The sequence below is a fragment of the Escherichia sp. E4385 genome (genome assembly GCF_963883145.1).
Taxonomy (GTDB): domain Bacteria; phylum Pseudomonadota; class Gammaproteobacteria; order Enterobacterales; family Enterobacteriaceae; genus Escherichia.
Genome location: NZ_CAWOOJ010000001.1, coordinates 289987 through 305849, shown reverse-complemented (window position 1 = coordinate 305849; position 15863 = coordinate 289987). Strand labels below are relative to the sequence as shown.

Genomic DNA, 15863 nt, shown 5'->3' with positions numbered 1-15863 from the left:
GAATGAACCCGTCTGGTGTAATATCGCTGGCGATCCCTTGCTATATGGTCAAAAAAGGAACCAGAAAGGATGCTTTTTACACTGAAAAAAGTGATTGGCGGCATGCTGCTGCCACTTCCGCTGATGTTGTTGATTATTGGTGCTGGCCTGGCGCTGCTGTGGTTTAGCCGTTTTCAAAAAACCGGGAAGATTTTTATTAGCATTGGGTGGCTGGCGCTCTTGTTATTGAGTTTGCAACCGGTAGCCGACCGCCTGCTGCGTCCCATCGAAAGCACCTATCCGACATGGAATAATTCGCAAAAAGTGGACTATATCGTGGTGCTCGGAGGTGGTTATACCTGGAACCCGCAGTGGGCACCGAGCTCTAATTTAATCAATAACAGTTTGCCGCGCCTGAATGAAGGTATTCGCTTATGGCGCGAAAATCCGGGATCAAAGCTGATCTTCACGGGAGGCGTAGCAAAAACCAATACGGTGAGTACAGCGGAAGTAGGTGCCAGAGTGGCGCAATCGCTGGGTGTCCCACGCGAGCAAATTATCACCCTGGATTTACCAAAAGATACCGAAGAAGAAGCTGCCGCAGTGAAACAGGCGATTGGCGATGCCCCTTTCCTGCTGGTGACATCTGCGTCTCATTTGCCACGCGCGATGATCTTTTTTCAGCAGGAAGGGCTAAATCCGCTGCCAGCCCCGGCGAACCAGTTGGCAATCGACTCGCCGCTTAATCCGTGGGAACGGGCAATCCCCTCTCCGGTCTGGTTAATGCATAGCGACCGCGTTGGCTATGAAACGCTTGGCCGCATCTGGCAGTGGCTAAAAGGTACGTCAGGCGAGCCACGGCAGGAGTGATTTAGTCGCCAGATCAAAGTTGCTACGGTTAAACCGCCCGGTATTGACCAGTTGCGCAACTTCATCCCATAACACATACAGCCAACGCCGCCAGATGAAAGACTCCGCCACTGGCGCGCGTTGCAGGTAACTCCAGAGCAAATCTTCCGCCAGGGTGTTATCCATCAACCGGAATAATTCATACTCACGCGGTGCCCAGAGCATTAACCCCGGTCCGACCATCGCCAGGAGCTGATCGCTACGGGAATCTTTCAGCATGCTACGCAAACAGAAATTGCCGTGAATCAGCACACAATTATCGTTAAAACCTTCAAACAACACCGGCAGACATTCACGAGTGCGAAACAGAATCCGCTTATCCTGCATGGTTAAACCTGTGTTATTGAACTGATTGAGCGTCGCCCACAGCATTTCAACGTGCTGACGATACCAGGAAGGCCAGAAATTTTCCTGAGTATTGTCAACCGCGCCAACACATCCGCGGCTGTCCTGACGGTGCCAGGCCAGCAACGCTTCAACAATTTGATCTTTCAGATGTTCCCAGCGCTCTGGCGTTCTTGCGGGGGCTTCCACAGAAACACCGCGCATCCGCTCCAGCAACAAGACATCGGGACCGGGATGTTCTTCATGCGTCATCACGCCATAGATAGTCGGCATGCGAACAGTCCCGCTCCGAGCCAGCATGGTGGTTTTCCATGCCAGCTGTCTGGCCTGCCCCGGGGTAGAAAAACTTCGCGCCATGAGCGGCATCGGGTTTCCCTGGCTGTCATACAACGCCCACAGAGTTGTGTCTGCTTTTTCATTCACACACTCTATACGACTCAATCTTTCGCCCAGTAAATGGCTTAGTTCGGCACGCAGCTGTTCCATTCAGATTACCCTCATAAAAGCTACTGCTTTCATAATGAGCGCCAATGTAAAAGATGTCACCTGAATGAGATCAATTGTTGAAGGGAAAAAATGAAGAGAATCGTAACGCTACGACACTCCTCCCAAAATTGAGATGGAGTGTCGTGGGGAAAAATTAAGCCATTTCAGCGCGAACACGCTCAAGATCTTCGGGAGTATCTACACCGGTGCCAGGAACCTCCAGGGCGACAGCAACATGGATTTTTTCTCCATACCACAGCACACGAAGCTGTTCTAACATTTCGATATGTTCTAACGGGCTTGGCTGCCAGTTAACATAGCGGCGGATAAAACCTGCACGATAGCCATAAATGCCGAGATGGCGCAGGAAGTTATCTCCTACGGTTTCCAGACCTTTCGCAAAACGGTCACGATCCCACGGGATAGTGGCACGCGAGAAGTAGAGCGCATAACCTTCGGCGTCGAGAACAACTTTAACCGCATTCGGGTTAAAGGCTTCTTCCGCACTGTGGATAGGCACAGCCAAGGTCGCCATTCCAACCTGACGCTGGGCAAGGTTATCGGCAACCTGACGAATGATTGTCGCGGGGATCATCGGTTCATCACCCTGCACATTCACAATCACCGTGTCGTCGCTGAACGCGCATTTTTCGACAACCTCCGCCAGGCGTTCTGTACCTGACTGGTGATCTGCACGCGTCATGCATACTTCACCGCCAGCAGCTTCAACAGCGCGGGCGACATCCTCATGATCGGTTGCGACGATGATGCGCTCGGCACCTGATTCGCGCGCGCGTTCGAGTACATGAACAATCATAGGTTTGCCGTTAATATCGACCAGCGGCTTACCTGGCAGACGCGTGGAAGCGTAGCGCGCGGGAATAATGACCACAAAACTCATGATTTACTCTCATCAGCAGTCAGCACGCGGGCTTCCGTTTCCAGCAGCACTGGAATGCCATCGCGCAGCGGAAAAGCCAGGTTGTCCAGTTTGCAAATAAGTTCTTGTTTTTCCTGGTTATACCAAAGTTTGCCGTTGCAAACCGGGCAGGCAATGATTTCAAGCAGACGATGATCCATAGTTCCTCCAGATGGATCGGGTTATGAATGCATAAATCTTATCATAATCATTTATGCGTCGGGGTCTATTTCCCAGCCAGTGCGGTAATCGGTAAAGAAACCGTGCGGGCAGCGCCCTATTGTTACTCGCGTTGCCTGCTGCCAGTGAGCAAAATCCGTAATCGCCTGACGCAGCCCTTTTTGAAGGGTCACTGTTGGTTTTACCCCATCCTGTAGCCAGAGAGAGAGCACTTCAAAGATGCCAGTCTGGCGATGCATCTTAGAATCCATTCGCCCAACTAATTGCCCACGATGCAATAACGGTAGAACGAAATAACCATACTGGCGTTTGGGCGCTGGCGTGTAGCACTCCAGCCGGTAGCTAAAATCAAAAAGTTGCTCTGCCCGTATACGATCCCAGACAACAGGATCAAAAGGCGAAAGTACCGTGCTGTGCGTTGCAGTGAGCTTTCCGGCGAGCGCACGTTCGAGTAGCGGCAGCAAATCAGCATGCAGCCAAAGATTACCCAATTTTTCAACATGCACAGCAATGATTTGCTGCTGTTCAGCCCTCGCTTCGCGCCACGCCGCCAGCGCCGGACGTTTCAGCCGGTAGTAATCCGCCAGCCACTGTTCGCGAAATATTCCCAGGCTGCGCGCACTGTTATCCAGCATGATGATTTCTGCTTCTGTTTGCGAAACGAGATCGCGCTCATCATCCCAGTCAGGCATGACACGGTGGGTTAAATCATAAACGCGCTGGAAGTTGCGCCGTTCAATCACCATCACCTTTCCGGCGGTAAAGAGCCCTTCCAGATGCCGTTTATGCGGCTTCCACTCCCACCAGCCGCTCGCCCCTTTACGAGGATGCTCAAAATCGGCTGAACGTACCGGCCCCTTATCATGAATATGCTGAATTAACTGTGCAATTTCCGCCGCATGTTCCTGCATCCAGGCATCTTTGTATTTCCAGCCCATTTTTTCAGGTGCCAGCATGCGGTGGCGAATAAGACGAAAATCGCTACGCGGCATAAAGCAGGCTTCATGCGCCCAGTATTCCATTAATTCGCCACACGCCAGAGACTCATCCAGCCACTGCGCAGGATAATTTCCCAGACGACTGAAAAGCACCAGATATGGACTACGGGCAACAATATTGATGGTATCGATTTGCAACAAGGACATGCGAGAAATGGTAGCCAGAATATCTTCCGGCGACGCGCGACGACGGGGCTTGTTTAAGAGCCCTTGCGCGGTGAGATGAAGATTTCGTGCATCGGTGAGGGAGAGATAAGGCAGCGTCATTCATTGCTCCGTCAATTAAACGCTGCCGCGGCTGAATTAGTTGCCAGAAGCCAGCGAGGAAAGTTGTGCGAGCAGTTTCTCTGGTTCATCGCCCGTAAGCTGTGCGTCAACGGGTAAATACCACCAGTTTTCTTCTGCAAAAGCCCGACATTTCACCGCATCTTTTTCAGTCATGACCAGTGTTTGCCCGGCGCTTAATAGTGCGCTGACATCCGCATGATTCAAAGATTGATGATCTGCCAGCGGCACACATTTTTCCGGTTGTATACCGCACATCTTTAGTGTGGCAAAAAATCGCGGCGGGTGACCAATACCTGCCATCGCCACCACATGTTTAAGTTGTGTAACGTCACAACGCGCGCCGGTAAGTAAATTCACTGCCTGACCCGGTATTAAGTTCATCGGGATTTCACCGTGACGCGGTACGCCGCCATTGACGATTACCGCATCAACCGATTTTAAGCGCCCCGCGCGCTCGCGCATTGGCCCCGCCGGCAACCACCAGCCATTGCCAAAGCGACGCACGCCATCGATGACGGCGATTTCCACATCACGTGCCAGACGATAATGCTGTAAACCGTCATCAGTCACGATAATCTGCACATCGGGATATTGCGCCAAAATGGCTTTTACCGCATCTGAACGGACAGGAGAAACTGCAACAGGTGCACCCGTACGCTGATAAATCAGCACCGGTTCATCGCCCGCCTGTGCGGTGGCGGTATCTGCCGACAATAACAGCGGATACGACTCAGCTTTACCGCCATAGCCCCGTGACACTACGCCAACACGAATACCGCGCTTTTGTAGTTGTTCCACCAGCCAGACAACCACCGGAGTTTTTCCGTTGCCGCCTGCGGTGAGATTACCAACCACGACAACCGGTACGGGGGCTCGCCAGGCGCGCTTCAGTTTTAGTTTATAGCAAAGACGGATAGCGCCACTCACCAGGCCATACAACCAGGAGAGTGGCAGCAATAACCGCCACAAAGGGGATTCACCAGACCAGATTTTTTCGATCATTGGCCAAACTGCATTTTATGAAGTTGCGCGTAGACTCCACGGTGCTCAAGTAAATCGTTATGCGTACCGCGTTCCACAATAATCCCGTCCTCGACGACCACAATTTCGTCTGCCTTTTCAATGGTAGACAAGCGGTGGGCAATCACCAGTGAGGTACGGTTTTTCTGCAACTCGTCCAGCGCCGCCTGAATCGCGCGTTCGGATTCGGTGTCCAGCGCCGAGGTGGCTTCATCCAAAATCAGAATTGGGCTATCACGCAGCAAGGCACGGGCAATGGCAATACGCTGGCGCTGACCGCCAGAAAGCAACACGCCGTTTTCACCAATCACCGTATCAAGACCGTTATCCATCTTATTGATAAAGTCCATCGCGTAGGCCATACGTGCCGCTTCTTCAATCTGCTCACGGCTGTACTGTTCAGTACGGGCGTAAGCAATGTTGTTGGCAACCGTGTCATTAAACAGATGGACATTCTGCGACACCAGAGCAACCTGGTTACGTAAAGACGCCAGGGTATACTCGCGCAGATCGTGACCATCCATCAGGATCTCGCCTTCATCGATATCATAAAAACGGGTGATCAGGCTGGCAATGGTCGATTTACCCGATCCAGAACGCCCTACCAAAGCCACTGTTTTCCCTGCCGGGATCTTCAGGTTGATATTACGCAGCGCAGGGACTTCACGCCCCGGATAGGTAAAAGTGACATTGCGGAATTCAACGTCACCAGTAGCACGCTCAATCTCGCGTTTACCTTCGTCTTTCTCCTGTTCACTATCCAGAATGGTAAACAGCGTCTGACATGCCGCCATCCCGCGTTGGAACTGGGCGTTAACGTTGGTCAGCGATTTCAACGGACGCATCAGTGCAATCATCGAAGAGAAGACGACAGTAATCGTACCGGCAGTCAGGCTATCCATCACGCTTGGGAAGCTCGCAGCGTAGAGAACAAATGCCAGCGCCAGAGAGGCGATCAGCTGAATGATCGGGTCAGAGATGGAAGAAGCAGAAACCATCTTCATCCCCTGCAAACGCATCTTGTTGCTGACCTTATCAAAACGCTTTGTTTCTACTTCCTGGCCGCCAAAAATCAATACTTCTTTGTGGCCTTTCAGCATCTGTTCAGCACTGGTGGTCACCTGCCCCATGGTGTTCTGCATGTTTTTACTGATGCTGCGAAAACGCTTCGATACGATACGAATCGCAATCGAGACAATCGGCGCCAACACAATCAAAATGATCGACAGCTGCCAGCTGTAATAGAACATCATGGCGAACAGACCGATAATGGAAGCACCTTCACGCACCACCGTAATCAGCGCGCCGGAAGATGACGAAGCAACCTGTTCAGAATCGTAAGTAATACGTGAAAGCAGTGTCCCGGTTGATTGTTTGTCAAAAAATGACACTGGCATTCCCATCATGTGGCCGAACAGACGTCGACGCATGGTCATAACCACTTTTCCTGAAACCCAGGAGATACAGTAGCTGGAGATATAACTGGTGATACCACGTAAAATCATCAGGCCGATAACCACCAGCGGCATCCACATCAGCACGGAGCGATCTGTTTTACCAAAGCCATCATCGAGAAGCGGCTTAAGGAGCGATAACATGAAGGTATCGCTGGCTGCGTTGAGAATTAACGCTATGCCCGCCACGATCAGACCCGCTTTAAAAGGCGCAATGGTTGGCCACAGTCGGCGGAATGTCTGCCACGTAGAGAGATCTTTGTCGTTATGCATTCAAAAAACCAGCATTTGTTGAAATAGCCGCATATTCTACCCGTTATCCACTGGCACGCCAAACCACTGATGATACCAACGAGGTAAAATTTGCTCCCTTAGGCTGCTCACCCGCCAACCTTGCGCTGAAAAATAGACCGTTATTTGCCCCTGATGTGGGGTGTCAACCCATTGATATCCTTGTAGTTGATAGCGAAGTTTAACTTTACTGGAGGGCAGTCGCCATGCGTTATAGCGCGATGCCGATGCCAGTGCCATTTTTCCATTTACCCGCTGAATTAATGGCACAGATGACGAGGTATTACTGCCGTGATGGGGTACCTGAATCAAGGTTGCCTGAACCTGTTGCCAGTAATGACTTAGCATTTTTTGTTCAGCGGGGGCTTCAATATCGCCAGTCAAAAGAATGCTATGTGTTCCATCATCAACCTTAATCACACAGGAATGGTTATTTCCCTTTTCGTTACTCCCTTGCAAAGGCCAGTGCACGCTAAACTGCAATCCTTGCCACTGCCACGCTTCGCCACGCACGCAGGGCTGATGATGTTCCCAGTTTAAGGGGCTTCTTACCCATAACGTCGGCCAGGCATGTAATATCGAGTCCAGTCCACCCCGGTGATCAAGATGTTCATGACTAAGAATAACGCCTTCCGGTTCAAGGTCATGCCAGCGGAGCCAGGGAATAATCAGTTGTTGCCCACTGTCCCCCTCCGGCCAGGCAAGCCCTGTATCATAGAGAACCGCTTTACCGTTTCGAGCGATCACCATTGCCAGCCCTTGCCCGACATCAAGCATATAAACCTGCCACTCATCAGACCGTGGTTTTTGCCACAGTGGCCAACACATTATAATTCCTCCAGCCATACACACCGCAGGCAACGTTTGCCATGCGTTTAGTCGCCCTATCACCAGTAATAACCAAGGCGAAAATGATAGCCATTGCCAACGTTCAGCAATGCTTATCCACCCTTCAGGCAAACTCTTTAACCCCCAAAAAAGTAAAGCTAAGGACCGATCGGCAAGAAACCATATACCTTGTTCCAGGATTAATGGCCCGCTTAAATGCACAACCATCGCGGCGAGGATCAACGGAACCGAAATAAATGTCACTAAGGGAATAGCGAACAAATTTGCCATAAATGAAGTCAGACTAACGCCATGAAACATGACTATTTGCACCGGCATTAGCAGGAGTGTTATACCAAGTTGCAGATGGATAAGTGAAACAATAGATTGCAATACAGGCGGCAATGGCCAGACTGGGCAGGGAAACCACTGATACCAAAATATCAGCGCGGCCACCGCTGCGGCAGAGAGCCACAAACTTTGCGAGAGGATAGCGACAGGATCCATCAGCAGAATTGCTGCCAGGCAGCATATCCACACATCCCAACCACTCCATTGCCGGCCGCTCAATTTGAGCGCTCCCCAGGTCGCAAGCGCCACCACGGTACGCAATGCAGGCGGCTGCATACCGGTAAGCCAGGCATAAAAAGCAGCGCAGCAAACTCCACCGATTAATGGCATCTGCCAGTAAATCCAACGCCCGGGAAGGAAAATTTGCCCGCCACGAATTAGCCCCGCAGCCAGTAATGCTGCAAAAGCGATGTGTAAACCCGATATCGCCATTAAATGTGCCGTACCGGTATCGCGCATTATATTTTTAATTTCTTTAGATACCGATAACCGTTCACCCATTCCTAAGCCGAGCATCACCGTCTGCCATGAATACGGCTGCAGCGTCGTTTGCAGGGATGCCAGATATTGCGCACGTAGGCTACAACCTGGTTCAATGACGCTTGCTTGCAGAAAACGTCCGGTAAGTGGCTGATGCTGGGCAATGGCATAACGCTGGCTGTCAAAGCCGCCATCATTAAGTTGACCATGAACAGCACGCACTTTGAGTTTCATCGACCATCGTTGCCCGGCGCATACCGATTGTGGCAAATATTCGCCATATAGCGCGATGCCTGGCGCGGGGAATAACCGCCGCCCTTGTAGATGAGTAATTTTCCCGTAATGCGTGGTCATGCCGTCAGTGGCGGTAATCTCAACGACTGCATCCTGCGTCGCGCCAGTTAAGTTTTCTCCTGCCCACAGAATTTGCTTCGCCGCCAACACGCCCCAAAGAAAAAACAGCAATGTCAGCGTGAAATAACGGACGACTTTAACAGGAATAAATGCCAGTACGCAGACAAATACAGTCAGACTCGCAAGAGTTAATGTCCCAGGTAACTGCGGCAAAATCAGCAGCGGAAAAATCCCGCAAATTATGCACAGGCTAACTGTCGTTATTTTCATGCACTCCTCCCTGTTTTTGGAAAGTGTGCAACTTTGTTGAGTGGTTGTCTGGCGGGAGTTTTGCGTTGCCCGAGGCACGTTCAGAAGAATTTAGCAGGATGATGAAAACTGTACACAACTCTGCGAGACAGCTTCCAGAACCATATTGCAGAAATGAAAAAAGCACCCGACAGGTGCTTTTTCCGCGTTCAAGTTTTACTAAAACTTAACCGTAAATATTGGCGCGATCGCGCAGTTCTTTACCTGGTTTAAAGTGAGGAACGTATTTTCCTTCCAGCTCTACTTTATCGCCAGTCTTCGGATTACGTCCGGTACGCGGTGCGCGGTAGTGCAAAGAGAAACTGCCGAAACCGCGGATTTCAATACGCTCGCCCTGCGCAAGAGTCGAGGCCATATGCTCCAGCATCTCTTTTACTGCATCTTCAACCGTCTTGGCGGGAATGTGCGATTGCTGGGTGGCAAGTCTTTCTATCAATTCTGACTTGGTCATGATTCCTCCGGTTCCTTAAAGGCAAATTTAACGGCTGCTGTTGCTGCATTGATTAAGGGCGGCCGTAGCCGCCCTTAGTGCTTGATTACAGGACGAAACCTGCAATCTGTCAAGTAAACTCAGCAAACTTCGGAATAAAAATCCCGAAGAGTCAGAGAATTACTCGCCTTTAGCTGCTTTGAAAGCTTCAGCCATTGCGTTGTTGGAGAAGTTTGCATCTTCCTGTTTGTTAACAGTTGCGATTGCATCTTTCTCGTCAGCTTCGTCTTTCGCACGAACAGACAGGCTGATTGCGCGGTTTTTACGATCAACGCCAGTGAATTTAGCTTCAACTTCGTCGCCAACGCTCAGAACCAGGGTAGCGTCTTCAACGCGGTCACGGGATGCTTCAGAAGCACGCAGGTAACCTTCAACGCCGTCAGCCAGTTCTACGGTTGCGCCTTTAGCGTCAACTGCAGTTACTTTACCGGTTACGATAGCGCCTTTCTTGTTCAGAGCAACCCAGTTGTTGAACGGATCTTCTGCGAGCTGTTTAACGCCCAGGGAGATACGTTCACGTTCTGCGTCAACCTGCAGAACAACTGCAGCGATTTCGTCGCCTTTTTTGTATTCACGAACTGCTTCTTCGCCTGCAACGTTCCAGGAGATGTCAGACAGGTGAACCAGGCCGTCGATGCCGCCGTCCAGGCCGATGAAGATACCAAAGTCAGTGATAGACTTGATTTTACCTTCAACACGGTCGCCCTTGTTGTGGGTTTCCGCGAACTGCTGCCACGGGTTAGCTTTGCACTGTTTCAGACCCAGGGAGATACGACGACGTTCTTCGTCGATATCCAGAACCATAACTTCCACTACATCGCCAACGTTAACAACTTTGGACGGGTGGATGTTTTTGTTGGTCCAATCCATTTCGGAAACGTGTACCAGGCCTTCAACGCCTTCTTCGATTTCAACGAAGCAGCCGTAGTCGGTCAGGTTGGTCACGCGACCAGTCAGTTTGGTACCTTCCGGATAACGTTTAGCGATAGCTACCCACGGATCTTCGCCCAGCTGTTTCAGGCCCAGGGATACACGGGTACGTTCGCGGTCGAACTTCAGCACTTTAACAGTGATTTCGTCGCCCACGTTGACGATTTCGCTCGGATGCTTAACGCGTTTCCAGGCCATGTCAGTGATGTGCAGCAGGCCGTCAACGCCGCCCAGATCAACGAATGCACCGTAGTCAGTGAGGTTCTTAACGATACCTTTAACTTCCATGCCTTCCTGCAGGTTTTCCAGCAGCTGATCGCGCTCTGCGCTGTTTTCGGATTCGATAACGGCACGACGAGAAACAACAACGTTGTTGCGCTTCTGATCCAGCTTGATTACTTTGAATTCAAGCTCTTTGCCTTCCAGGTGCAGAGTGTCACGCACCGGGCGAACGTCTACCAGAGAACCTGGCAGGAACGCACGAATACCGTTCAGCTCAACAGTGAAGCCGCCCTTAACTTTGCCGTTGATAACACCGGTAACAGTTTCAGCATCTTCGTAAGCTTTTTCCAGCGTGATCCAGGCTTCGTGACGTTTAGCTTTCTCACGGGACAGCAGAGTTTCACCGAAGCCGTCTTCTACTGCGTCCAGAGCAACGTCAACTTCGTCACCTACCTGGATTTCCAGTTCGCCCTGGGCGTTTTTGAACTGCTCAGCCGGGATGGCAGACTCAGATTTCAGACCAGCGTCAACCAGTACTACATCTTTGTCGATAGCAACAACAACGCCACGAACGATAGAACCCGGGCGGGTTTCGATTTCTTTTAAGGACTCTTCAAAGAGTTGAGCAAAAGATTCAGTCATGTTTAATCTTCAGGTTTATATTTAACGTCCACCTGGCTCCGTGCCGGATGGGGTTGTTTAACATACCCGCTGTCATTCCATTGCAACGGGGGTACTGCAAATTCGGTCGCTTATGCGAGAGCCAATTTTTGGCGCGCGTAGTGTAACGCTTTTTCAATCACTTGCTCAATGCTTAAGGTGGTGGAATCCAAAACTAAAGCATCGGCTGCCGGAACCAAGGGCGCTACCGCGCGATTACGATCGCGGTCGTCGCGTTCTTTGATCTCGGCCAAAAGGCGCTCAAAGTTAACACTAAAGCCCTTCTCCTGCAACTGTAGCATGCGGCGATGCGCACGTTCTTCCGAGGAGGCGTCAAGGAAAATTTTTACTGGCGCATCAGGGAATACCACTGTCCCCATATCGCGACCATCGGCGATCAAACCGGGTAACTCCCGGAATGCGCGTTGGCGACGCAATAATGCTTCACGAACGCGTGGGAATGCAGCGACTTGTGAAGCAGCATTCGCCACTTCCTGAGTACGAATTTCGCCGCTGACATCTTCCCCTTCGAGGATCACTTCCAGATTGCCATTGGTCGACACAAAACGTACATCCAGATGGGATGCCAGCGGCACCAGCGCATCTTCCGACGCAACATCAACATGGTGATGTAATGCCGCCAGTGCCAGTACGCGATAAATTGCACCCGAGTCCAGCAGATGCCATTGCAACGCTTCCGCCATAGCCTTACACAAGGTGCCTTTCCCTGCACCGCTTGGGCCATCAATGGTAATAACCGGGGCAATTGCCGTCATCTTTATCTCCTTAAAACAGGCGTACCGTTAACATAACCGCGCGCATTATACGCGTCGGCGCCACAAATCGTTAACGTTGTGTGCAAAAACCAGTTTTGTCTGTATTCAGATGGGGATTTATTGCGCAATTATAGCGGGCTGGCGAAAGACCAGCCCGAAAGATGACAATGATTTACTTACCGGAGGCGATACGATCGCGGATGTGCTGTGCACGCTCTGCTGATGGTGGATGAGAGTCAAACATAGACTGAGTACGACCGCCATCCAGGCTGGCCAGTTTTTCAAAGCTACCGACCAGTCCCTGGGTGTTAATGCCACGTTTCTTCAGCAGATCAAAGGAGAAATCATCTGCTTCAGACTCTTTATCGCGGGAGTACTTAGCATTGATAGCGCCTTCTGCGATATCGCCCAGTTGCGAGCGAGAAAGCTGGGAAGCAACACCGCTGGTGGCGGAAATTGCATCACGTGCGGCAACGATCGCATAAGAGGCTTTCATTTCAGCCAGTGAGTGACCCAATGCAACGTGTCCCAGTTCATGACCCAGAACGCCTTCAATTTCGTTGTCGTTCATCATGTCCATCAGGCCACTGTAGACACGGACACAGCCGTTTGCCATCGCCCATGCGTTAACGTCGCTGGTCATATAAACCTTATAGTTGACCGGCGTACCGTTAATGTTGTTACCCAATGCTTTGGCGATTTTTGCCAGACGTTTACCGTACTTGCTGGATTTGCTTGCAACTTGATTGCCGCTGTCCATTTCGGTACAGCCCTGATTGGCAATGGCTTTTGCATCGGCGTCGCTTAACGTTGCAGCTTTATAGGCATTTAAACCGGAGCTGATAGCCATATTGGTATCAATACCGTGCGTATTTTGACACCCTGTCAGTAGTGCTGCAGAAGTCGCAATCGCCAGCAGTAATTTAGTATTCTTCATGTGAATCATCCGTTGATTAATCATATATAAATATTATGTATCAATAAGTTACATTGATAATCGACGTTACCACTGTTCAAAATGACTCACAAGGTCCGAAAAAAAACGCCGGCAATGTGCCGACGCTTTTAGAAAGAAATATTTGTCTATTTATCGCCCGTTATTCAAGCTGGTTGGCTTATCCGCGCCAGTTGTTCGAAGTAATCCGGGAAGGTTTTAGCCGTACATTTGGGGTCAAGAATCGTCACTGGCGTATCTGACAATGCCACCAGCGAGAAACACATCGCCATCCGGTGATCATTGTATGTCGCGATCTCGGCAAAGTTCAGTTTTTCCGGTGGAGTGATGCGAATGAAATCGTGCCCCTCTTCTACTTCCGCACCGACTTTACGCAGTTCTGTTGCCATCGCAAACAGGCGATCAGTCTCTTTAACACGCCAGTTATAGATATTGCGCAGCGTGGTGGTGCCTTTTGCAAATAACGCCGCGGTGGCAATGGTCATCGCCGCATCGGGAATATGGTTCATATCCATATCGATGGCGTTCAGTTCGCCACGCGTGCAGGCAATATAATCATCGCCCCAGCTAATGGTCGCCCCCATTTTTTCCAGTACATCAGCAAATCGAATATCGCCCTGCATACTGTTGCGTCCAATGCCGGTCACTTTTACCGTGCCGCCTTTGATTGCTGCTGCTGCCAGGAAGTAAGAAGCTGAAGATGCATCTCCTTCGACCAAATAAGTACCCGGAGACTGATAAGACTGCCCCCCTTTTACGACAAATTGTTGATAGTGCTGATTTTCAATCTCAACACCAAACGTTTTCATCAGGTTGAGCGTGATATCGATATAAGGTTTAGAAACCAGATCACCTTTAATACGAATAACTGTATCTTTCGGCGCAAGAGGCGCAGTCATTAACAGTGCGGTGAGGAACTGGCTGGAAACGGAGCCATCAACGTCAACGTTGCCGCCAGTAAAACCGCCCTGTAAACGCAACGGTGGATAATTATCTTGTTCCAGGTAAGTGATTTTCGCTCCGCCCTGGCGCAACGCATCCACCAGATGACCAATCGGGCGTTCTTTCATACGCGGCTCACCAGTCAGGACAATATCATTGTTTCCCAGACAAAGTGCCGCCGCCAGCGGACGCATAGCCGTTCCGGCGTTTCCAAGAAACAACTCCAGCGCGCTTTCTGCGTGTAATGGACCGCCGTTACCGATGATTTCGCAACGCGTACGATCGGCTGAAAGCGTGTAACTTACCCCTAACGCCGTTAATGCATTCAGCATATGGCGCACGTCATCGCTATCAAGCAGATTAGTTAATACTGTTTTGCCGTGTGCTAATGCCGCCAGCAATAAAGCGCGGTTAGAAACGCTCTTGGAACCGGGCAGATTAATAGTGCCATCGACACGGGCGATGGGGTGCAACGTCAGGGATTCCATGAACTCAACTCTCTACAACAGAAATAAAAACCCCCACAGTCTGGCTGTGGGGATTACGCAAAATGTCGGCATTAGCCGTGACGACGTTCGAACTCAACCATGAAGTCTGTCAGTGCTTTAACGCCTTCCAGCGGCATGGCGTTATAAATAGAAGCACGCATTCCGCCGACCACACGGTGACCTTTCAGCGCATGTAAGCCCGCAGCGAAAGACTCTTCGAGGAACAATTTATCAAGCGCGCTATCCGCCAACTGGAACGGCACGTTCATCCGCGAACGGTTAGCTTTCGCCACATCATTGCGGTAGAAATCGCTGTTATCAATCACCCCATACAGCAGTTCTGCTTTTTGCTGATTGATCTTATCCATTGCAACCACACCGCCGTTCGCTTTCAGCCATTTGAAGACCAGACCAGACAGATACCAGGCAAACGTTGGCGGCGTGTTAAACATGGAGTCGTTATCGTTGAGGATGGAATAATCCAGAATCGACGGACAAGCGATATTCGCTTTGCCCAGCAAATCTTCACGAACGATGACGATTGTCAGGCCAGCCGGGCCGATATTTTTCTGCGCGCCAGCGTAAATTACGCCATAACGGCTGACGTCAATCGGACGGGAAAGAATGGTTGAAGAGAAGTCGGCAGCGACCACCACATCTTTGCCGAAGTCTGGCGTTTCGTCGATGGCGATACCATCAATGGTTTCATTCGGGCAGTAATGCATATAAGCAGCATTATCAGAGAGCTGCCATTCACGCATTGGCTTAACCGCACGAAGACCATCAACAGTCACTTTGGCGTCAAAGACATTAGGCGTGCAGTATTTTTTCGCTTCTTTAATGGCACTTGCCGCCCAGTAACCGGCATCAACATAATCTGCGGCGGTTTTATCACCAAGAATATTCAGCGGTACAGCAGCAAATTGACCACGACCGCCGCCGTGGCAGAACAATACTTTGTAGTTGGAGGGGATATTAAGAAGATCACGAAAATCCTTCTCGGCTTCCTCTGCAACCTGAATGAACTCTTTGCCACGGTGACTCACTTCCATCACCGACGTACCAAGACCGTTCCAGTCGCGCAGTTCCTGTTGAGCCTGTTTAAGCACCTCTGCCGGTAGCATTGCCGGACCAGAACTAAAATTGAAGATTTGAGCCATTTCCCCTCACCACGTTGCGTTGCTATTAACCCGCGGTCAATCGATTGCG

The 15863-nt window shown here is 50.7% G+C and carries 14 protein-coding genes; 1 reads left to right on the top strand and 13 read right to left on the bottom strand.

Annotated features, from left to right (window positions below):
* Positions 1–69 precede the first annotated feature (69 nt).
* Entirely contained in the window at positions 70–849 is a 780-nt protein-coding gene (gene elyC / locus AACS80_RS01475) for an envelope biogenesis factor ElyC (protein WP_130260778.1), read from the top strand.
* Here elyC and AACS80_RS01470 read toward each other — a convergent pair.
* From AACS80_RS01470 to serC, 13 genes are all read right to left on the bottom strand, one after another.
* The gene (locus AACS80_RS01470; protein ID WP_130205335.1) at positions 826–1719 is read right to left on the bottom strand and encodes a YcbJ family phosphotransferase; all 894 of its coding nucleotides are present in this window, start codon (positions 1717–1719) and stop codon (positions 826–828) included. The genes elyC and AACS80_RS01470 overlap by 24 nt on opposite strands.
* 154 nt (positions 1720–1873) lie before the next feature.
* On the bottom strand, positions 1874–2620 hold the full coding sequence (gene kdsB / locus AACS80_RS01465) for a 3-deoxy-manno-octulosonate cytidylyltransferase (protein ID WP_135409790.1): 747 nt from the start codon (positions 2618–2620) through the stop codon (positions 1874–1876).
* Positions 2617–2799: a protein YcaR gene (ycaR, locus tag AACS80_RS01460; RefSeq protein WP_000350058.1), complete on the bottom strand. Its 183-nt coding sequence runs from the start codon at positions 2797–2799 to the stop codon at positions 2617–2619. Before ycaR ends, kdsB begins: the two co-directional genes overlap by 4 nt.
* A gap of 51 nt (positions 2800–2850) precedes the next feature.
* The gene (ycaQ, locus tag AACS80_RS01455; RefSeq protein WP_138183629.1) at positions 2851–4083 is read right to left on the bottom strand and encodes a crosslink repair DNA glycosylase YcaQ; all 1233 of its coding nucleotides are present in this window, start codon (positions 4081–4083) and stop codon (positions 2851–2853) included.
* Positions 4084–4119: 36 nt separating this feature from the next.
* Complete coding sequence (lpxK, locus tag AACS80_RS01450; RefSeq protein ID WP_135409789.1) at positions 4120–5106, bottom strand: tetraacyldisaccharide 4'-kinase; 987 nt, start codon at positions 5104–5106, stop codon at positions 4120–4122.
* Positions 5103–6851 (bottom strand): lipid A ABC transporter ATP-binding protein/permease MsbA, encoded by a 1749-nt coding sequence (msbA, locus tag AACS80_RS01445; protein WP_130205329.1) that lies wholly within the window; start codon positions 6849–6851, stop codon positions 5103–5105. The genes lpxK and msbA overlap by 4 nt, the downstream gene beginning before the upstream one ends.
* 36 nt (positions 6852–6887) lie before the next feature.
* Positions 6888–9152: a ComEC family protein gene (locus AACS80_RS01440; protein ID WP_135409788.1), complete on the bottom strand. Its 2265-nt coding sequence runs from the start codon at positions 9150–9152 to the stop codon at positions 6888–6890.
* A gap of 205 nt (positions 9153–9357) precedes the next feature.
* Positions 9358–9642, bottom strand: coding sequence for an integration host factor subunit beta (gene ihfB, locus AACS80_RS01435; protein ID WP_000167336.1), 285 nt, complete (start codon positions 9640–9642; stop codon positions 9358–9360).
* A gap of 159 nt (positions 9643–9801) precedes the next feature.
* Positions 9802–11475, bottom strand: a complete 1674-nt coding sequence (rpsA, locus tag AACS80_RS01430; protein ID WP_000140327.1) for a 30S ribosomal protein S1 — start codon at positions 11473–11475, stop codon at positions 9802–9804.
* Between the two features lie 110 nt (positions 11476–11585).
* On the bottom strand, positions 11586–12269 hold the full coding sequence (cmk, locus tag AACS80_RS01425; RefSeq protein ID WP_000125014.1) for a (d)CMP kinase: 684 nt from the start codon (positions 12267–12269) through the stop codon (positions 11586–11588).
* A 172-nt stretch (positions 12270–12441) separates the two neighbouring features.
* On the bottom strand, positions 12442–13206 hold the full coding sequence (ycaL, locus tag AACS80_RS01420) for a metallopeptidase YcaL (protein ID WP_130205325.1): 765 nt from the start codon (positions 13204–13206) through the stop codon (positions 12442–12444).
* 164 nt (positions 13207–13370) lie between these two features.
* On the bottom strand, positions 13371–14654 hold the full coding sequence (gene aroA, locus AACS80_RS01415; RefSeq protein WP_135409787.1) for a 3-phosphoshikimate 1-carboxyvinyltransferase: 1284 nt from the start codon (positions 14652–14654) through the stop codon (positions 13371–13373).
* Between the two features lie 71 nt (positions 14655–14725).
* Positions 14726–15814, bottom strand: a complete 1089-nt coding sequence (serC, locus tag AACS80_RS01410) for a 3-phosphoserine/phosphohydroxythreonine transaminase (protein ID WP_135409786.1) — start codon at positions 15812–15814, stop codon at positions 14726–14728.
* Positions 15815–15863 lie beyond the last annotated feature (49 nt).